This window comes from Ruegeria sp. HKCCD6119 (genome assembly GCF_013110585.1).
GTDB lineage: Bacteria > Pseudomonadota > Alphaproteobacteria > Rhodobacterales > Rhodobacteraceae > Ruegeria.
In genome coordinates this window covers 30,878-50,470 of the sequence record NZ_WVQV01000006.1, presented here as the reverse complement: position 1 = coordinate 50,470, position 19,593 = coordinate 30,878, and the positions used below count along the sequence as shown (strand labels likewise).

19 protein-coding genes are annotated in these 19,593 nt (G+C 58.5%); 13 read left to right on the top strand and 6 right to left on the bottom strand.

The window, feature by feature from the left end; all coding sequences use genetic code 11:
- Positions 1 to 86 precede the first annotated feature (86 nt).
- The 3 genes from fabA to GS611_RS14215 are packed head-to-tail and all read left to right on the top strand — an operon-like array spanning position 87 to position 2,654.
- Entirely contained in the window at positions 87 to 596 is a 510-nt protein-coding gene (gene fabA / locus GS611_RS14225; RefSeq protein WP_152457158.1) for a bifunctional 3-hydroxydecanoyl-ACP dehydratase/trans-2-decenoyl-ACP isomerase, read from the top strand.
- 31 nt (positions 597 to 627) lie between these two features.
- Complete coding sequence (gene fabB, locus GS611_RS14220; protein WP_171636732.1) at positions 628 to 1,857, top strand: beta-ketoacyl-ACP synthase I; 1,230 nt, start codon at positions 628 to 630, stop codon at positions 1,855 to 1,857.
- A 5-nt stretch (positions 1,858 to 1,862) separates the two neighbouring features.
- Positions 1,863 to 2,654, top strand: a complete 792-nt coding sequence (locus GS611_RS14215) for an enoyl-ACP reductase (protein ID WP_171636730.1) — start codon at positions 1,863 to 1,865, stop codon at positions 2,652 to 2,654.
- A 271-nt stretch (positions 2,655 to 2,925) separates the two neighbouring features.
- On the opposite strand, the gene GS611_RS14210 is transcribed toward GS611_RS14215, so the two are convergent.
- Positions 2,926 to 3,354 (bottom strand): peptidylprolyl isomerase, encoded by a 429-nt coding sequence (locus GS611_RS14210; protein WP_171330048.1) that lies wholly within the window; start codon positions 3,352 to 3,354, stop codon positions 2,926 to 2,928.
- Between the two features lie 126 nt (positions 3,355 to 3,480).
- Here GS611_RS14210 and GS611_RS14205 point away from each other — a divergent pair, with 126 nt between their 5' ends.
- The 9 genes from GS611_RS14205 to GS611_RS14165 all read left to right on the top strand — a co-directional run bounded on the left by GS611_RS14205 (position 3,481) and on the right by GS611_RS14165 (position 11,671).
- The gene (locus GS611_RS14205; RefSeq protein WP_171636728.1) at positions 3,481 to 4,167 is read left to right on the top strand and encodes a haloacid dehalogenase type II; all 687 of its coding nucleotides are present in this window, start codon (positions 3,481 to 3,483) and stop codon (positions 4,165 to 4,167) included.
- Positions 4,167 to 4,997: an alpha/beta fold hydrolase gene (locus GS611_RS14200; RefSeq protein WP_171636726.1), complete on the top strand. Its 831-nt coding sequence runs from the start codon at positions 4,167 to 4,169 to the stop codon at positions 4,995 to 4,997. Before GS611_RS14205 ends, GS611_RS14200 begins: the two co-directional genes overlap by 1 nt.
- Positions 4,994 to 5,968 (top strand): threonine/serine dehydratase, encoded by a 975-nt coding sequence (locus tag GS611_RS14195; protein WP_171636724.1) that lies wholly within the window; start codon positions 4,994 to 4,996, stop codon positions 5,966 to 5,968. Before GS611_RS14200 ends, GS611_RS14195 begins: the two co-directional genes overlap by 4 nt.
- Before the next feature lie 59 nt (positions 5,969 to 6,027).
- Complete coding sequence (gene pcaD / locus GS611_RS14190) at positions 6,028 to 6,816, top strand: 3-oxoadipate enol-lactonase (protein WP_171636952.1); 789 nt, start codon at positions 6,028 to 6,030, stop codon at positions 6,814 to 6,816.
- A 12-nt stretch (positions 6,817 to 6,828) separates the two neighbouring features.
- Positions 6,829 to 7,542 (top strand): alpha/beta fold hydrolase, encoded by a 714-nt coding sequence (locus GS611_RS14185; protein WP_171636722.1) that lies wholly within the window; start codon positions 6,829 to 6,831, stop codon positions 7,540 to 7,542.
- Positions 7,543 to 7,642: 100 nt separating this feature from the next.
- Positions 7,643 to 8,842: a TCR/Tet family MFS transporter gene (locus GS611_RS14180; RefSeq protein WP_171636720.1), complete on the top strand. Its 1,200-nt coding sequence runs from the start codon at positions 7,643 to 7,645 to the stop codon at positions 8,840 to 8,842.
- 82 nt (positions 8,843 to 8,924) lie between these two features.
- Positions 8,925 to 10,019 (top strand): Zn-dependent alcohol dehydrogenase, encoded by a 1,095-nt coding sequence (locus tag GS611_RS14175; RefSeq protein ID WP_171636718.1) that lies wholly within the window; start codon positions 8,925 to 8,927, stop codon positions 10,017 to 10,019.
- 19 nt (positions 10,020 to 10,038) lie between these two features.
- Positions 10,039 to 11,271, top strand: coding sequence for a mandelate racemase/muconate lactonizing enzyme family protein (locus GS611_RS14170; RefSeq protein ID WP_171636716.1), 1,233 nt, complete (start codon positions 10,039 to 10,041; stop codon positions 11,269 to 11,271).
- Between the two features lie 112 nt (positions 11,272 to 11,383).
- Positions 11,384 to 11,671 carry a helix-turn-helix transcriptional regulator gene (locus GS611_RS14165; RefSeq protein ID WP_171636950.1) on the top strand — a complete coding sequence of 96 codons (288 nt, stop codon included), beginning with the start codon at positions 11,384 to 11,386 and terminating at the stop codon, positions 11,669 to 11,671.
- Positions 11,672 to 11,674: 3 nt separating this feature from the next.
- Here GS611_RS14165 and GS611_RS14160 read toward each other — a convergent pair whose 3' ends face one another.
- Positions 11,675 to 14,671 carry a cyclic nucleotide-binding domain-containing protein gene (locus GS611_RS14160; protein WP_171636948.1) on the bottom strand — a complete coding sequence of 999 codons (2,997 nt, stop codon included), beginning with the start codon at positions 14,669 to 14,671 and terminating at the stop codon, positions 11,675 to 11,677.
- Positions 14,672 to 14,915: 244 nt separating this feature from the next.
- Between GS611_RS14160 and GS611_RS14155 the strand changes: the two genes are divergently transcribed.
- Positions 14,916 to 15,278, top strand: coding sequence for a DUF3307 domain-containing protein (locus GS611_RS14155; RefSeq protein WP_371732272.1), 363 nt, complete (start codon positions 14,916 to 14,918; stop codon positions 15,276 to 15,278).
- A gap of 5 nt (positions 15,279 to 15,283) precedes the next feature.
- Here the strand turns inward: GS611_RS14155 and GS611_RS14150 are convergent, their stop codons facing one another.
- From GS611_RS14150 to GS611_RS14135, 4 genes are read right to left on the bottom strand one after another with little or no spacing between them, the layout of a single operon-like run.
- Positions 15,284 to 16,015 carry a hypothetical protein gene (locus tag GS611_RS14150; RefSeq protein ID WP_171636712.1) on the bottom strand — a complete coding sequence of 244 codons (732 nt, stop codon included), beginning with the start codon at positions 16,013 to 16,015 and terminating at the stop codon, positions 15,284 to 15,286.
- A 56-nt stretch (positions 16,016 to 16,071) separates the two neighbouring features.
- Positions 16,072 to 17,376: an FAD-binding oxidoreductase gene (locus GS611_RS14145; protein ID WP_171636710.1), complete on the bottom strand. Its 1,305-nt coding sequence runs from the start codon at positions 17,374 to 17,376 to the stop codon at positions 16,072 to 16,074.
- A complete protein-coding gene (locus GS611_RS14140) occupies positions 17,373 to 18,047 on the bottom strand; it encodes a TetR/AcrR family transcriptional regulator (protein ID WP_171636708.1) in 675 nt (224 codons plus the stop codon). Before GS611_RS14140 ends, GS611_RS14145 begins: the two co-directional genes overlap by 4 nt.
- The gene (locus GS611_RS14135; RefSeq protein ID WP_171636706.1) at positions 18,048 to 19,592 is read right to left on the bottom strand and encodes a trimethylamine methyltransferase family protein; all 1,545 of its coding nucleotides are present in this window, start codon (positions 19,590 to 19,592) and stop codon (positions 18,048 to 18,050) included.
- Position 19,593: the final 1 nt, after the last annotated feature.

Sequence of the window (19,593 nt, the reverse complement as noted above, 5' to 3'; positions counted from 1 at the left end):
TGGCGCGCCGCTCTTGCAGGACCTTGCAAACGGGTGTTAGACGAAGCCAGATGTAAAGACAGACCCCCGGCAGGAAAGGTGGCAGAATGGCCCAGTTCCCTAGCAGTTTTGACAAAGATGATCTGCTGAAATGCGCTCGTGGTGAGTTATTTGGCCCCGGCAACGCACAATTGCCCGCCCCACCGATGCTGATGATGGACCGGATCACCGACATCTCTGCCGATGGTGGTCTGCACGGCAAGGGCCATGTGCTGGCCGAATTCGACATCACACCCGACCTTTGGTTCTTTGAGTGCCACTTTCCGGGCAACCCGATCATGCCGGGCTGTCTGGGGCTGGACGGGCTTTGGCAACTGACCGGTTTCAACCTTGGCTGGCGTGGATGGCAGGGGCGCGGCATGGCCGTCGGCGTCGGCGAAGTAAAGCTGACCGGCATGGTTCGCCCGGACCGCAAGATGCTGACGTATAAAATCGATTTCAAAAAAGCGATTCAAACGCGCCGCCTGACAATGGGTGTGGCGGATGGCATTGTCGAAGCCGATGGCGAGATGATTTATGATGTCAAGGACATGAAGGTCGTTCTATCCGAGGCCTGAGCCTGAACGGTCTGAAACAAGGAGTGCGCACATGCGTCGAGTAGTCGTCACCGGTCTGGGGGTTGTGTCCTCGATCGGGAACAATGCCGAAGAGGTTCTGACCTCGCTCAAAGCAGGTAAATCCGGGATCGTGGCCAGCGAGCAGATGGCAGAACATGGTTTTCGCAGCCAGATCGCGGGTACGCTCAAGATCGACGTGGCCCAGCATGTGGACAAGCGCACATTGCGCTTTATGGGTCCAGGGGCCGCCTATGCACATATCGCCATGAGCCAGGCGATTGCCGATTCCGGGCTGACCGAAGACCAGATCGTCAATCCACGCACCGGGCTGGTTGCGGGCTCTGGCGGACCTTCGACCAGCGCGATGCTGACGGCGCATCAAACCGTTCTGAAGACGGGCGCGACCAAGCGCATCGGGCCGTTTGCCGTGCCAAAATGCATGTGCTCGACGATCTCGGCCAATCTGGCGACCGCGTTCAAGATCAAGGGCATCAACTATTCGATCACCTCGGCCTGCTCAACCTCGCTGCATTGCATCGGCAACGCGGCCGAACAGATCATGCTGGGCAAGCAGGACGTGATGTTCGCCGGCGGCGGTGAAGAACTGGACTGGACGCTTTCCTGCCTGTTCGACGCAATGGGCGCGATGTCGTCGAAATATAATGACACACCCGATAGAGCCTCGCGCGCGTTCGACGAAAACCGTGATGGTTTCGTGATTTCGGGCGGCGGTGGAATCGTTGTTCTGGAAGAGCTGGACCACGCTCTGGCCCGCGGCGCCAAAATTTATGCTGAAGTTACAGGTTATGCCGCAACTTCAGATGGTCACGACATGGTTGCTCCTTCAGGTGAGGGCGGCGAGCGCGCGATGCGACTAGCTCTGAGTACCCTGCCCGAGGGGCGCAAGGTCGGCTATATCAATGCTCACGGCACCTCGACCCCCGTCGGCGACGTGGGTGAGGTAGAGGCGGTGCGCCGCATCTTTGGCGAAGGCAATGTACCCCCCATCTCCTCGACGAAGTCGATGACAGGCCACGCTCAGGGCGCGGCGGGCGCGCTTGAGACGATTTTCTGCCTGCTGATGCTGGAAAATGATTTCATTACTCCATCGATCAATGTCGACACGCTTGCCGAAGGCATTCAGCCCGGTGAAATTGCAACTCAAGTGGTTGAAAACGCAGGACTGGACAGTGTCATGACCAACAGCTTCGGCTTTGGCGGCACGAACGGGTCCATGGTTCTTTCAAAGTATAACGGGTGAAAGTAATGTCGGATCTTCTCAAAGGTAAACGCGGCCTGATCATGGGCGTGGCCAATGACCGCTCGATTGCGTGGGGCATTGCCAAGGCCATGCACGAGGCTGGCGCCGAACTGGCATTCACCTATCAGGGCGAGGCATTCGGAAAGCGGCTGGAGCCGCTGGCTCAGAGCTTGGGCAGCGATTTCATGGTCGATGCGGATGTCACCGACGACGAGTCGCTGGATCGCGCATTTGGCGAGCTGGCCGAACGTTGGCCCACCATAGATTTCCTGGTGCATGCTATCGCCTATTCGGACAAGTCCGAGCTGACAGGTCGGTTCCTGAATACCACACGTGCGAATTTCAAGCATTCGATGGATGTCTCGGCCTATTCCTTCATCGAGGTCGCGCGTCGCGCCTATCCGTTGATGAAAGACAATGGCGGTTCCCTGCTGACCCTGACGTATCAGGGCTCCAACCGGGTTGTGCCCAACTACAACGTGATGGGTGTCGCAAAGGCTGCGCTGGAATCGGCAACGCGCTATTTGGCCAACGATCTTGGCCCCGATGGCATCCGCGTGAACGCGATTTCCCCAGGGCCGATGAGAACCCTCGCCGGTGCAGCGATCGGCGGTGCCCGCAAGACCTACAAATTCTGCGATCAGAATGCACCGATGCGCTCTAACGCCACACTTGAAGCTGTCGGCGGAACGGCTGTGTACCTGACGTCAGATGCAGGTGCCTGCACGTCGGGTGAGATCATCCGCGTTGACGGTGGCTTCCACGTTCTGGGCATGCCTCAGCCCGAATCCATGTGACCATATCTTTCCCTGCCGCTGCCCAGATTTCACCATCATTAGGCGGCAGGTAATCGATATGAGCAAACTTGACCAAATCATTGCAAACAATGCACGCGCGACGCAAAGCCGGCGAAAGCCCGGCTTTCTCAGCCAACGGGCCAGGGTGCTATTGCTTACGTTGACTTCACTGTTGCTGGTGTTCGTCTTCTTTACGCAGCCACAGGTAAGGGCCGCGATTCACGCTCTGATAGGGTGAGATCCGGGCCGGACATCCGGCCCGAACCATGTCTCAGTTGACTGAAACGACTTCGATCTCGAAAACCAGATCCTGCCCTGCCAGCGGGTGATTTGCATCCAGAGTAACGGTGGCTTCGTTTGAATCCACAACCGTTACAGGCACGGCCTGACCTTCTGGCGTTTGCATCTGCAACTGTGTCCCGGGATCCAGGGGGATGTCGTCTGGAATGCCTTCACGGGGAATTTCCTGACGCATCGCAGGGTTGATCGGGCCGTAGGCGTCTGTACAGGCAATTTCCACCCGCGTCTTGTCCCCGGTGGACAGGCCCGGCATGGCACGGTCCAGCCCCGGGATGATCTGGCCCGACCCGACCACGAATTCCAACGGATCACGCCCGTCCGAGCTGTCAAAGACTTTGCCGTCCAGCAATGTCCCGGTGTAGTGGATGCGAACCGTGTCGCCTTGTTTGATTTCGGTCATCGTGGCCTCCGGCCGTTCCAAGGGGTTAAGCGGCCAACCCTATAGGTTGACACAATGTTGTAAACCCTCGGCTCTTTCACCCCCTGCGCCGATGTGCCAACCTGCGCGCAATCTAAGGAGGACTATATGCCGATCACGACCTGTGTGTTCGATGCCTACGGAACATTGTTCGATGTTGCCGCGGCTGCCCGACAGGCGGCAGACGAGCCGGGTTTCGAAGCCCTGAAAGACAAATGGACCACCGTTGCGGGGCATTGGCGTCTGAAACAACTGCAATACACATGGCTGCGCGCCGTGGCGGATGCGCATGCGGATTTCTGGGACATTACCCAGGACGGGCTGGATTGGGCTCTGGAGGCCGCAGGCCTGCAAGGCAACCCGGGGCTGCGCCAACGTCTGCTTGATCTCTATTGGGAATTGCAGGCCTATCCCGAAGTTCCGGCCATGCTGAAAGCCCTCAAGGATGGTGGGCTGCAAACGGCGATCCTGTCCAACGGGTCGCCCCCGATGCTGGACGGAGCCGTGAAGTCCGCCGGAATCGGCGATGTATTGGATGATGTGCTGTCGGTCGAAAGCGTCGGCGTCTTCAAACCCCACGCCCGTGTCTATGATCTGGTGCAAGACAGGTTTGGCTGCGCACGCGATGACGTTTTGTTCGTCAGTTCGAACGGCTGGGACGCTGCCGGGGCCAGCGGGTACGGTTTTGTGACCGCATGGGTCAATCGGATTGGTGAACCCATGGATCGCCTTCCCTGGACACCTGCGCATGTGCTGTCCGATCTGGCCTCGATTCCCAAGCTGGCCGGTCTCTGATGTCAGAATTCATGACAACGGACGGCAGGCGCATCTATTTCAAAGAGTCCGGCACCGGCACGCCGCTTTTGTGCCTGGCCGGTCTGACCCGAAACAGCCGCGACTTTTCGTTTTTTGCGCCACATGCCTCGGGCCTGCGCATGATCGCCATGGATTACAGGGGGCGCGGGCGTTCGGAATACGACCCCGACTTTATGAATTACAATATCTTCCGCGAATCCCATGACGCGATTGAGCTGCTCGATCATCTGGGGATCGAGAAAGCAGTCATTCTGGGAACATCGCGCGGCGGGCTGATCGCCATGGCGCTGGCCGCAAGCCACCCCGAACGTCTGGCCGCCGTAATTCTGAATGACGTGGGTCCGGTTATCGAGCCGTCGGGCATCGCCAAGATCATGGCCTACGTGGGGGCGCAGCCCACCGCCAAAACCTATGATGAAGCCGCCGCCGCATTGAAACACGTAATGGAGCCACAATTTCCCGGTGTTCCACTGGAGACCTGGCGCAAGCAGGCAGAATTTCAGTATGAAATGCGCAAAGACGGGCTGAAGCTGCGATATGATCCAGCCCTGCGCAAGGGGCTTCTTGAACAAGCTGCAAGCGCGGCAGCCCCTGATCTTTGGGTGTTCTTCGAAGCCTTGCGTGGCATTCCCACCGGTGTGATCCGGGGCGCGAATTCCGATGTTCTGGGCGCGGACACTCTGGCCGAGATGCGGCATCGACACCCGGAGCTGATCTCGGTCGAGGTACCGGATCGCGGGCATGTTCCGTTCCTGAACGAAGTCCAATCACTGGACCTGATACAGAAGGTATTGAAGAACGCCGCATGAGCACATTTGAGATGATCGAAGCCGCCGCAGAACGGCTGAAAGGACACGTTCGCGAAACGCCGATCCTGTCGTCGCCCTTTCTCGACACGCTTGCGGGCCGCCGCATTTGGGTCAAACCGGAATGCCTGCAACATACCGGCAGTTTCAAGTTTCGCGGCGCGTGGTCGGCCATTTCGGCGCTGGATGAAGGCATACGCCAGCGTGGTGTGATCGCATATTCATCGGGCAACCATGCGCAAGGCGTTGCGATGGCCGCTTCGAAACATGGGATTGCCTCGGTCATTGTCATGCCATCGGACGCGCCGCAGCTCAAGATCGACAACACCCGGGCGCTGGGCGGCGAAGTCGTTTTGTACGATCGCGCGAATGAAAAACGGGAGGAAATAGGCGAAGCCATCGCTGCTGAACGTGGTCTGACCCTGATCCGCCCCTATGACGAACCGCAGGTCATCGCGGGACAAGGCACAACCGGGCTGGAAATCGCCAGGCAGGCCGCGGAAATTGGGGTTTCGCAGTCGGATGTTCTGGTCTGTTGCGGCGGCGGAGGTTTGACCTCGGGCATTGCGCTGGCGCTGGAGAAACACGCGCCGAATTTGCGGGCGCGCCCCTGTGAGCCGGAAGGGTTCGACGACGTCAAACGATCCTTGGCGTCAGGTCGCATTCAAAACAACAATGCGGCGTCGGGTAACATATGCGATGCGATCCTGACACCGCAGCCCGGCGACATCACCTTTCCGATCCTTCACCGTCTTTGCGGCCCCGGACTCTCTGTCACCGAAGACGAGGCATTGCAGGCCATGGCATATGCCTTTCTGCGCCTTAAAATCGTATTGGAACCCGGCGGCGCCGTAGCACTGGCCGCGGCCCTTTTCCGGGGCGACGAGATCGAAGGCGACGACGTGATCGTCGTCACATCGGGCGGGAATGTCGATCCGGGAATATTTGCTAAGGCGTTGGAATTCCTGACCTGACATGGGTGCGAAAGCTGTGCAAATTGCATCAGGACGGCATGACGACAAGGACCTTTGTCATGATGATCGCTGATCTGGGCGACGTGAAACTGAACTATCGCATCGACGGCCCCACGGACGGTGCGCCCATTGTGTTTGCCAATTCCCTGGGAACCGACCTGCATCTTTGGGACGCGGTGCTGCCATACATGCCCGACGGGCTGCGCATCATCCGGTATGACAAACGTGGGCACGGGCAATCCTCGGTGCCCCCTGCACCCTATTCGATGGGCGCTTTGGTGCGGGATGCCGAGGCGCTGCTGGATCACCTTCAGGTTCGCGATTGCGTCTTTGTCGGCCTCTCGATTGGCGGGATGATCGCGCAGGGGCTGGCGATCAAACGCATGGACCAGATTCGAGCGCTGGTGCTATCGAACACCGCTGCCAAGATCGCCACGCCTTCGATCTGGCAAGAGCGCATTCAGGCGGTGCGAAAGGGCGGGATCGAGGCTTTGGCCAATGCCACGATGGAGCGTTGGTTCTCGCGCGAATTCCGCCACGCCCAAAATTACCTGCCCTGGCGCGATATGATGGTCAGCCAACCAGTCGAAGGGTATCTGGGCTGCTGTGCCGCCATTGCCGGTACCGACTTTTATACCCCCACAAGCGGCCTGCGCCTGCCTACGCTTGGAATTGCGGGCAGCGAAGACGGATCGACCCCACCCGATCTGGTGCGGGAAACGATTGATCTTGTGCCCGGATCCCGATTTCGGCTGATCCGCCGCGTTGGACATTTGCCTTGCGTTGAGAATCCCGCGGAATACGCAGAAATCCTGACCGGATTTCTGACCGAGATCGGACATGTCTGAAGGAGAATGACAATGGCGTCCTTCCTGTTGGTCCATGGCTCGTGTCACGGCGCCTGGTGCTGGCGCGACCTGATCCCCGCTTTGGAAGCCCTGGGCCATACCGCCCGCGCCATCGACATGCCCAGCCATGGTGCAGACCCCACGCCGGTGGCCGACGTCACGCTGGACGGTTGCCGCGATGCCATTTTGAACGCCTGTACACCCGATACGATCGTCGTCGGCCATTCCTGGGCCGGCTTTCCGATCAGCGCAGCGGCCGAGGCCCGCCCGGATGCGATGCGCGCCTTGATTTACCTGTGTGCCTATGTCCCTCGGGATGGTCTTTCGATGGCGGAAATGCGCAGGCGCGGGCCACGGCAAACCATTGCGCACGCAGTGGAAAAATCTGCGGACGGGCTTTCCTATACCGTGTCAGTGGATGCGATCCCACAGCTGTTTTATCACGATTGCCCGGACGACGTCCTGCCATACGCATACGCGCGCCTGTGTCCGCAAGCCATCCTGCCACAAGAAACACCGCTGCCTGTCGGCCCTCGCTTTTCCAAGGTCCCCAAGGCCTATATCCGAACAACCGACGACCACACGATACCGACCGAGTACCAGGCAGACATGAGCGCCTGCGTCCCCGAAAACCTTCGACGTACAATCGACAGCTCGCATTCGCCGTTTTTTTCACATCCGCAGGAATTGGCTGAGCTTCTGTCCGAACTGGCGGGCAAACTCTAACAACCTGCCGCAACGACATGGGGTGTCCCGCGGAACTGTCTCTTCCCTCATTCGTCGGGCATGACTAGGGTGCCGCTCACAACTCATGTGTTCAGGTCCCATGCGTCTGCCGTTTTTCTTTATCCTCTACATCGTCATGATCGATGCTATGGGCATTGGTCTTGTGATGCCGATCATGCCGCAACTGATCGTCGAGGTTCAGGGCGGCACCCTGGCCAATGCCGCGATCTGGGGCGGTGTGCTGAGCACAGCCTTTGCCGCGATGCAATTCATCTTCGGCCCCATTCTAGGAAACCTTTCCGATGCTTACGGGCGCAGAACGGTATTGCTGGTGTCCTTGTTCGTCATGGCGCTGGACTACGTCGTCATGGCCTTGGCGGGCAGCATCTGGCTTTTGCTGGTCGGACGTATCGTCGGCGGCATAACGGCGGCCACCCATTCGACGGCGGCGGCTTTCATGGCCGATGTGTCCGACCCAAAAGACAAGGCCGCAAATTTCGGCCTTCTGGGCGCGGCATTTGGCGTGGGGTTCGTTCTGGGTCCGGTGATCGGCGGATTGCTAAGCGAATTTGGAACCCGCGCACCATTCTGGGCTGCTGCGGGTTTGGCGGCGCTGACCTTCTGCATCGGATATTTCGTGATGCCCGAAACGGTGACCGATGAAAACAGGCGTGCCTTCAACCTGCGGCGCGCGAACCCGGTGAACTCGCTTCGCGCCATAGCATTATTGCCCGGCATCCGGCCTATGCTGTGGGTCTATTTCCTGTATTCGGTTTCAATCTACGTCTATCCGGCCATCTGGTCCTATTTCACGACCGAGCGCTTCGGTTGGTCCGCGCAGATGATCGGCCTGTCGCTTGGAATCTATGGTATCGGCATGGCCGTCGTGCAAGGCGGTCTGATCCGCCCGGCCATCCGGCTTTTGGGCGAGCGGGCAACAATCATCTATGGCATGATCTTTGAAATCATAAGCTTCGCCATTCTGGCCTTTCTGACCAACGGCCTGATAGCACTGCTTCTCATTCCGATTACCGCCATTGGGGCGGTCATCACGCCCGCCCTTCAGGCGATGATGTCACGGGCCACACCAGATTCTCAGCAAGGTGAATTGCAGGGTGTCCTGACTGCGTTGCATGCGCTTTCGATGGTGATCTCACCGTTGGTGATGACCAGCGTATTCGCGCAGTTCATTCGACCTGACACCCCGCTCTACCTGCCTGGCGCCCCGTTTCTGCTGGCACTCTTGTTGATGCTGGCAGGGTACCTACTGTTTAGACGGTCCCGGCCTGTCGTGGCGTAACAACGACACGCAAATGGCGGTTTCTGCCTTGCGAGCCGCCTTTTCCCGCGCCACCGTGAACCCAACGGGAGTGAGGGACAACATGCAAAAAATCAAAGCCGCAGTCTGCCGGGCATTTGGCGAGCCACTGGTGATCGAAGACGTTTATCTGGCCCCCCCCGGCACGGGCGAGGTCCAGGTGACACTGGATGCCGTGGCCATCTGCCATTCGGACATTTCCTATGCCGAAGGCGCATGGGGAGGGTTCCTGCCAGCGGTTTACGGGCACGAAGCCGCAGGCGTGATCACCGCAGTCGGAGACGCGGCCGGGGATTTCAAGGTCGGCGACCCTGTGGTGGTGACCCTGATCCGCGCCTGCGGGTCTTGCCCTGCCTGTGCAGGCGGGCAACCGACAATTTGCGAAACACCCTACGACACTGTCAAAGGTCCATTGAAAACAGGCGATGGCGGCGCGCTCGAACAGGCGATGGCATGCGGGGCCTTTGCCGAAAAGGTCATGGTAAGCCACCGCCAGATTGTCAAAATCCCGGATGACCTGCCTAAGGAACTGGCCAGCCTGCTGTCCTGCGGCGTGATCACCGGGGTCGGCGCTGCGGTTAATGCGGCAGGCGTGCGCCCTGGTCAGGACGTGGTGGTCATTGGGGCGGGCGGGGTCGGCCTGAACGCAATTCAAGGCGCGCGGATTGCAGGCGCGCGGCGGATCGTGGCCGTGGACATGACCGAAGAAAAGCTTGAGATCGCCAAAGAGTTCGGCGCAACCCATGGCGTTTTGGCCAGCTTGGATCAACCTTGGAAAGCCGCATACAGGGCGCTGGGGGGGCGCGGTGCCGATGCCGTTCTGATCACCGTCGGCGCGATTCCCGCTTATGATCAGGCTCCGCGCTATCTTGGGCGCGGCGGCAAGGCGATCATGATCGGAATGCCACATTCCGGTGACATGGCCAGCTATGAACCCGTTGTATTGGCAGCCCTGGGCCAGGGTGTCGTCGGGTCGAAAATGGGCGACGTGGTCATTCAGCGCGACATACCCTGGATGGTGGACCTGTATAAGCAGGGACGGCTGAAACTGGACGAGCTGATCTCGGGCCGCTGGTCTCTGGATCAGATCAACGAGGCCATCGCCGACACCAAAACCGGATCGGCCAAGCGAAATGTGATCCTGTTCGACAGGACCTGACCCACCGAAAGGATTTGGGATGAAACTTCAGGATCTCGACGTCATCGTCACCGCCCCGCCCGCCCCGGGCTGGGGAGGGCGATACTGGATACTTGTCAAAGTGACGACCGATACCGGCATCACGGGATGGGGTGAGTGTTATGCCTCGTCCGTGGGCCCTGTAGCGATGCGTCATGTCATTCAGGACGTGTTCGACCGGCATATGTTGGGAGAAAACCCCGAAAACATTGAACTCATGTTCCGCCGCGCCTATTCCAGCGGCTTTACGCAGCGGCCGGACCTGACGGTGATGGGCGCATTCTCGGGGTTGGAAATTGCCTGCTGGGACATTCTGGGCAAAGATCGCGACAGGCCGGTGCATGCGCTGCTGGGCGGCAGGATGAATGACCGGATCCGGGCCTATACTTACCTGTACCCCCTGCCCCAGCACAACCTGAACGATTTCTGGACCTCTGCCGAACAGGCCGGTGAAACGGCGGCGGAAATGGTGAACCGTGGCTACACCGCCGTGAAATTCGACCCGGCCGGCCCCTATACCATCCGCGGCGGGCACATGCCCGCGATGAGCGACATTTCCATGTCCGTCGCCTTCTGCAAAGCGATCCGCGAGGCCGTGGGGGACAGGGCCGATCTGCTGTTCGGCACCCATGGCCAGTTCAACACAGCCGGTGCAATTCGGCTGGGGCAGGCGTTGGAACCATACCAACCCCTGTGGTTCGAGGAACCTACGCCGCCGGACAATATCGAAGACATGGCCCGCGTCGCGCGCAATGTACGCATTCCGGTTGCCACCGGAGAACGGATGACCACAAAGGCCGAATTCGGAGCCGTCCTGCGCGCCGGAGCCGCCGAAATCCTGCAACCGGCGCTGGGGCGTGCAGGCGGAATATGGGAGATGAAGAAAGTCGCCGCCATGGCCGAGGTCTTCAACGCGCAGATGGCACCGCACCTCTATGCGGGTCCGGTGGAATGGGCCGCCAATATTCATCTGGCGGCGTCCATTCCCAACCTGCTGCTTCTGGAAACCATCGAAACACCGTTCCACGATCTACTGATCAAGGGCTCGATCCGGGTCGAGAATGGCTTTGTCGCCGCCCCGGATACTCCGGGCCTTGGGATCGATGTCGATGAAGACCTGGCCCGCGCGCACCCATATGACGGCGACGGGTTGCATCTGCAAATGCAGGAGGACCCATGCGATTACGTTGAAGGCAACGCTTTTCAAGGGGGCGCCCCGGCAACCGAGGGGTGACAATACAAATGGCCTTGATGCATATTGGCATCACGAAACGCGATATGACGGTCCGAAAGTGGCACTTAACGAAACCGAACCTCAGGCACACCCAACAGACGCTCCGCCGGACATGAAAGACAACGCTGCACGCGCGGCTGCATTTCTTAAAACACTGGCACATGAAGGGCGCCTGATGATCTTGTGCCATCTTGGCGGTGGTGAAAAATCCGTCGGCCAACTTGAAGAGCTGCTTCAGCTACGGCAGGCTGCCGTCAGCCAGATGCTGGCACGCCTGCGCGAGGAAGAGTTGGTCTCGACGCGCCGGGAAGGCAAAACGGTCTATTATTCATTGCGCGACGGTGCCACGGAAAAAGTGATCCGCCTGCTTTATGATTTGTTCTGCAACACGGACTCTTGATCGCTAATTGGACACATAGCCGGCGATAACCTGCAACAGCTTGAATGCGGTCGCCGCGTCGTTTTCCACAACGGCAAGGAATTCTTCTTCACCGATCCGCAAGCAGGAAAGCTGGGTTTCCGCCACCATGCTCAGCGCACGTGGTTCTTTTCTGATCAGGCCCAACTCTCCGACCAAAGCACCAGGCCCGACTTTGGTGATCAATTGGTCAGGCCCCTGTTCTTGCGGCAGATACAAACCTGCTTCGCCCTCCAGCACCACATAGGCACCGTCGGTGGGTTGGTCATCTTTCAAGAACACCACCTGCCCCGGCGCGGCATCAAACCAGCGCGCACCAAAGGCCAGCAGGCGCAGCTGACGCCGGTCCAGACCCGAAAACAAGGGGGTTTGTTCCAGAGCGCGCAGTTTCCGCGTCAAATCCGCCGATGCTGCACTGTCTTCCTCCACCGCCACAGGCCCTCCGTCCGAGACCACACGACCTTGCCGGATTTCAACATACATGTCGAATGCACCGGGGTTTTCAAACTGATCATTCAGATAGACGACGGTGGTGTCCGGCAGCAGTTCACGGAGCCGTTTATAGACCGCCACCTGCGTTTTCATGTCGTAGCTGGCCAGCGCGTTTTCCAGAATCAGGATGTCAGGTTTCTTGATCGTCGCTCGGGTAAAGGCCAAGGGTTCGGCAAACACCGCCGGAAGATTCTGACCGCCGAGAGCAACCTGGACATCATAGATCAGCTCTGTGACCAATGGGCGCGCGCCGTTTTCAGCCAACACATCCACTATCACCTTGCGGGCTTCGTCCGAACGGGAACCGCCAATCTGGCTGACTTTTCCGAACAGCGCATTTTCCATGACCGTCAATCCGGGCGCAAAGACGTTCGGATCCAATGGAACGAAGACGTCTTGCAAACGCTCCATCAGTTTCTCGGAATGGCTGTGCCGGAGTTCGAGGATGCGATCCTTCAGTTCATCCGTGAACGCAGGTCCGATCTGTTCGGCAGAGATCACAAATGGCACCGCCAACATGTTGGCAAGCTGTTCGTCATCCAGCCCGTCCGAACCTTCTTTGCGGGTCTGGTCCACCAGATCCACCGCAATTTCATAGGTTTTTGCATCAAGACCAAGCTTTTGGAACAACGGGTGGTCGGTTCCATCCATCCCGAAGATCTGGCGCAGCATGTCGATCACGTCGCGGGTCAACGCGATCAATGTCTCGTCCAGCCCCAGTTCACGCAACTGTCCGAGAAAGACCTTTTGCTGCGCAAGCAAAGCCTGTGTCACAGGAACACGTGGCGTTGCGAAAAGCAGATTTTCAGCCACAGGCAGGGCCGCATTATAGGTGTTCCGGTCAAAGACAAGCGCCTGTTGTTCCAGCCCGGCATCCCGAACCGCCTGCTGCACGACCGGGCGCAGCTCGATCAGTTTCTTTGCCAGTTCACAATGCTCGGCCGCATCGAAGCTTTGTTCGGCGCCCCGTTGGAACAGCGCTGCGCCAAACCCCATTCCATCAATCAACTGCAACCACCAGGCACGCAGTTCTGCGGCGTCCTGAAAGCCGGCCAGAGTTGGGTCCAGCCATTCCGCCCCAAACGGATCGGCACTGTTGCCTGCCCTCAAGGTTTCGAGAAAATCCGGGTCGTCCGGCGGGTCAGTCAGCGGTTTGAACCGCATCGGCATCATCACGTTGTCGCCCAGCGTACCCTGGAACATGACAGGGCGTGATGTGACATACCCGATACGCGCGGCGACAACCACCTGATGCAACTCGGCCAGTTTCAGATCTCCGATCCGAACCTGGCCAGCACTGGGACGTATTTCCCGTGTCAGCAATTCGCCGATGGCGCGTCGATCTTCCTCGCTGGGGGCGGCGATCCCAATTGTCTTTCCGGCAGGAAAACTGAGGTCCAGATCATCAAGCACCTGATTGCCATCCATGTCACGCACCGAAACGTGGTCCAGCACGATGTCGCCGTTCAGGTGTGGCCACTCGGAGGGTTCACTTTCGAACAAGGTTTCATCATGCATTCCGGCCGGGGCAAAACGGTCAACGACCACATCCCAGCGCAGCGACATGTCCTGGGTCTGGTTGTAATAGGTCAGCAGTTCCTTCCAAGGTGAGCTGAGATCCTTGTACGCAGCCAATGCGGCAACCAGCGCCCCCAGCGAAACCGAGCCCTGAAGCACCAACAGACCACCAACCAGATAGAACATGAACGGTGTAAGCTGCGAGATGAAGTTGTTCAGGAATTTCATGAAGAACTTCTTTTGATAGATCTCGAAACGGATGCCGAACAGGCGTCCCAATTGCTCTGAGATCATCGACCGGCGAAAACGCCAGCCGCCATTGGTCCGCAGGGTGGACGCGCCCGCCGCGTTCTCGCCAATCTGCGCCGCCAGAACTCGAACCTCCTGAATGCGTTTCTTGTTCAGCAGGTTGATCTGGCGTTGCAGCTTGGGGATCAACCAGGCCTGCAAGGGTATCAGCGCCACGGCGGCCAGCCCGAACCAGACGCTTTGTAGGAACAGGAAGGAAAGTATGGTGATCATTTGGCCAGCCTGAAGAACCGGCTGGCTGATCGCGTCGCCCATCAGGCCGCCCATCGGCTCGCTTTCGGCGGTGATCATTGACACCATTTCACCCTGGCTGACACGCTCGAAATAGGGTTGAGGAAAGCGCAGCGCCCGGCTGATCAACTGATAGCGAAAGCGCCGCAGCATCCGTTCACTCAGCACGCCCTTCATGGTGTTGATGCGCATTTTCATCAGGCCATGGCACAGCACGGCCGCCAGAAAGGCAAAGCACAGAGCAACCAGAAAATTGGTCTGCGACATGGAATAGCCCCAGATCGTCACCTCAGAGGTGGACGACCCGATCGCGTCATTGATTATTCGTTTTGGCAACTCAAGTGTGAGATACAGCAAAGGAAACAGCGTCGCCGTCACGGCCAGCAGGACCAGCTGTTCGCGCTTGGAGTATTTCCAGATAAAGCGGAAAATTGTGCGTTCTATGGAACCTGCCCCTGCTGCTGACCTTCGACGTGGATTAAACGCAATGCATGCAATTTCAACAGCATGAATCAAATATCATCCAGACAGGATAAGCAAATTTTTCCCTTTTGGAAAATTTCTTGACCGAATGTGAACTAGTTCATTTACGCGTGCCCGTTTTATTGCCTAATGTTGGCGTCAGAACGATATCGGGAGGGTTCTTTTGACTGCCAGTATTGGCGCGGTGTTTCTTATGCTTTGTCTTTTGCTGATCAAGCATATGTTCGCTGACTACTACCTCCAGACACCGAAGATGCTTTCCGGTCGGGGTGAGTATTTTCACTTGGGACGCGCGCAACATGCCGCTGTGCATGTTGTGGGTTCTATCGTCGTTTTTTTGGTGTTCGGCGCGCCGCTGGTTTTTATTCTGATTGTCGGGGCGCTGGAATGGTTCATCCATTTCAATATCGATTTCATCAAGGCCAGCTATTCAGACAAAAAGCGACTTGAGCCAACGCAACCCGCTTTTTGGCGCGCCGCAGGTTTGGATCAGTTGATGCACAACCTGACTTATGTTGCGATGGTTTGGGCCTGGGTTACCTTCGCCGCCGCCTGACGGTGTCAGGCCGCGTTCTCCGACACGGCAAGCCGATAGGCCCTAAGCCACATCCGATCCAATGCGTCAATCGCAGCAGGGTCGAACCGGTGCTCAACTTCCCAATACCGACCCGAGGCTACATAATAGCCAAGATCATCTTCGATTCGCTGCACACTGTGCATGGCTGCAATATCGGGAAGCGGTGCGGCTGCCAGGTCAGATAGGTTGACGGATGGAAATACCAGCCGGCTTGGGGCACCGGATAACCGTACGGTTCTGCACCCCTGAGCGGCTGCATAAAGCCCCAGTCGGGCGGCCTTCGCTTCAAGCGAACGCAGTGTCACGTCCTTTCGCAAAGGGTCCGCCGTGCCATTTCCGTAAAAATGTGTTCGCCCCGATCCTGAATACATCATGTCGCAACCGGAAAAAGCCAGAACATCCGGCTTCAAGACTGACAAGGCCCAATAGCCTGCCGTGAAAGCCATCGTTCCGCCGGCATAAACGAACCCGCCATAGTCATTCTGTCTTGGGACGTATTCGTCGGCAGTGACTATGTGTTGAGTGCCAAGAACTTTTTCAGGGCGGCGCTCTGCCGGGAAGTCTTCGGGATGGATCAGGTAATCCCAGTCTTCTCGGATGCGCCATGCGTTGTTGATGGCGACGATATGCGTGAAAGGCGCGCGCGACCATGCCCGCGCCTCCAGCGCCGATGGGGCGCTGCCAAGGATCAATACGGTTGTCTTTCGGTCGGTCATGTCAGGGCCGGGCTTGTTGACAGCCACACACGACATAGACCGTTTGCGAAACGCGACTAGCCCAGAACCGAGAAACTGCTTTCCTCATTGATCGGTCGTTTGCGCGAGTAGAAGCCCACGTCGATTGTCCGCTTGATGTATGGCAATTCGAACTGCAACGGTTTCGCGTCGTGATCGGCGCCACCTTCACAGTAATCGATCAGTGCCGCCATCATCTTGCCCGCAATGGGCGCATTCTTGTATTGGTTTCCGCTTGAACCACAGGCCATGTAGAATCCCGGCAGGCTGGATTTGTCATAGATCGGAATCCAGTCGGTAGACGCATCATAAAGGTCAACCACGCCCCGCGTTTTCGATGGAATACCAAGGCTGGGCACACGCTGCGCATACCGCATGGCCTGCGTGGTCCATTGATCGGTGAATTCACGATTGTAGTTCACATCGTCCTCGCACCACTGATGCGGATCACATTCCGGATCCTCAGATCCGACAAGGATGTGATTGCCGTGTTCCGGGCGGCAATAGCAGGCAATGTCACTGTCCGAAACGATGGTTCCGTCGTGTTCAAAATCGAACCCTTCAGGGGCTGGAACGTGCACGACCTCTTGCCGCAAGGGTCGGGTTTTGATGGTCATATCGTCCAGAACGCCGGCCATCTTGTTGATGATGGACGAACCAGGTCCTGCCACATTGACCACAACCTTGGCGTGGATTTCCTCGCCCGAGGCCAGCTTGACGCCGGAAACGCGCCCGCCCTCGGTCAGGATTTCCGTGACTTCAGCGCCGGTGCGCAGCTCGGCCCCATGCTGTTTCGCGGCATCCATCAGGTTCTGAGCCGACAGGGCCGGGTCGGTGACATAACCCGCCTGAGGCCAGTACACCCCGCCCGTCATTTTACGCCCGTTGGGTTGGCCGAATTCAGGATCGTCCATACGGCGCGCGGGGGCAAAGCTGTCCAGCGAATAGACCGGCAAGCGTTCCAGCACTTTTTCATCTGACCATTCTTCGAACGGGCAATTCAGCTCGGACGAATTGCGCATGTGTTTTTCCAGCATCCCGTTCGCCTCGGTTTTCATGACCAGACAGCCGGTTTCGCGGAACTGCGCAAGGTTGGCGTCTTTCGGCAAGCCAAGGTACTCGGCCCAGTCGCGCCAGTAGTGGTAGCCTTCCCAGGCAAGCGCGGTTCCATCGAATGTGGAATAATGCATCCGGATAATCGCGCAGGACCCCGCGGTAGAACCGTGCCCGACCTGAGAATTCCGGTCCAACGACAGGGTTTTCCGTCCCGCCTTGGACATCTCGAACGCAATGGCCGCGCCGATCACGCCGGTTCCGATGATGATTGCGTCTGGTTGGCTCATGTCTGGTTTCCTTTCCAAAAGCGCAGGGAATACGCGCTGAATTCTTCAACTTCCTCGGGTTTCGGCTCGACACCTGTGAAGGCGTAAAGGTAATGCGGCACCATCGACAGCCGCATCTCGATAGGTTCGTTCAATTGCGCCAGATCATAACCGATCTGCATGTAATACAGCACGCGCGCCCGGGTTTCGGCTTCGATCTCGGAATAGCCGTAGCGGGCGAACATGGCGTGCAGCGCTTTCAGCCTGCGGGCGTCCGACTGATCCAGCATACGCCGCACCTTGCCCGATTTTCGCGCCCAGTCACGTACGGCAAAATCCAGCGCAGTATCGAACAGATCGGTGTTCACCACGCACCGATGAACGTTGCAGACGGCCGCCGTTATCGTCTCGGCCGGTGCTTCGGCCTGCGCGACCAAGGCGGCGGTGTTGGTGGCCTGCCAGCGCGCCAGCAACGCATCCAGCAACTCTTGCCGGGATTTGAAGTACCAATAGAACGACGACCGCGATACTGCCATCCGTTCGGCCAGGTTCAGGACCTTGATCTGGTCCACGCCGTCCGAAATCAGCACATCCATCGCCACGTTCAGCCAGTCGTCGCGCGTGACCTTGATGTTGCCGATCAATGGTTCGGCCTCGGGGTCATCGCGATGAAGGATCGGTTTCGGGCTCATTCAACTCTCCGGTGGGGCACCGCCCTCGGCGGTACGACGGGCAATGAAGTCATGTAAATCACCTGTCCGATCATTGTCGACAGCGGGCGCCTGGAAGTCGTTTAGAATGCCTTTCCAAACATCCGTTGCCCGATGGTTCGCGTCCACCGAACCACGCTCGGCCCACGTGCCGAAATTGGCGTAGTCATGGACATGCGGTTGATAGAATTCAGTATTATAGCGCTCCATCGTCTGGCTTGATGCGAAGAAGTGGCCACTGGGTTCAACCTCACTCAATGCAGTTTCAAACCCGATCTCGGACGGCCCCGCCTGCGCACCTGCGCACAGTTCGGCGACCATATTCAGCACTTCCGCGTCGCAGACCAGCTTTTCGAAGGAAACCGTCAACCCGCCTTCCAACCAGCCTGCGGAGTGGATGATCACCGTTGCCCCGGCCATAAGGCATCCCCAAAGCCCAAACTGGTTTTCGTTCGCGGCTTGTACGTCGTTGGTGTTTGACGCCGATCCGGCAGCCGACCGCCAGGGCAAACCAAGATGCCGCGCCAGTTGGCCCGCAGCCAGTGATGCCTGAAAGTGCGACGGCGTCCCAAAAGCGGGCGCGCCGGACTTCATGTCCACGTTACTGGTGAACGTGCCATAGCAGACCGGCGCTCCAGGATTGGCAAGTTGGGTCAAAGTCAGCGCGGCAAGGGCCTCGGCATGAGACAAGGTGATCGCCCCGGCCACAGTAATCGGCGCCATCGCGCCCATCAGGGTAAACGGCGTGATGATCGACATCTGACCGTGGCGGGCAAAGTCGATCAGACCTTGCGCCATCGGGATGTCCAAGGTGCGCGGGCTGTTGGTGTTGATGATCGTATAGCAATGCGCATGGCCCCGGAACGCATCATCCGAAAGACCGCGGGCCGTGGTCAGCATCTCAAAGCAGTCCATCACCTGCGGGGTTCCGCGCGAAAAGAAGAACGGAAACTTGTCTGTCAGTTCCATCTGGGCCCGAGTCGTGAAGTAATGACGCAGATGGGTCGGCACATCTTGCGGCTCGACCTGTGGCGAAATCATCTGGAACACGTCGAAATGATGCGTAAGCTTCAAAAACTCCAGATAATCCTGACCTGTCGCCGGGCGCCGACCACGCTCAAGGTCGGTTGCGTTCGGCGCACCGGCTCCGGGTTGAAACACCAGCGAGCCCAGTTCGAGAGTAAAATCGCGACGCCGCGAGCCGGCGCGGCAGGCGATGGATCTGGGCGCTGACGCGACTGCGGCTTCAACTATCTCGCGCCCGATAAACACCATCTCAGTGTCTTCATCCACCCGCGCGCCGCCCTGTTTGAACAGTTTCCGCGCCTCGGGCAGCAGGGTCTTTACCCCCAACTCTTCCAGTGTCCGCAAGGCGGTGTCATGCATATCCGCGATTTGATCGGCCGGGAACACTTCCATCTGTGGGAAAGGATTCCTGAGCTGGCGATAGTTCACATCGCGACCGGGCTGCGGGGCGGCTTCAGCCCCCCGCCCCCGCCGTCGGCGCCCGCGCTCTGCAGCAGTCATG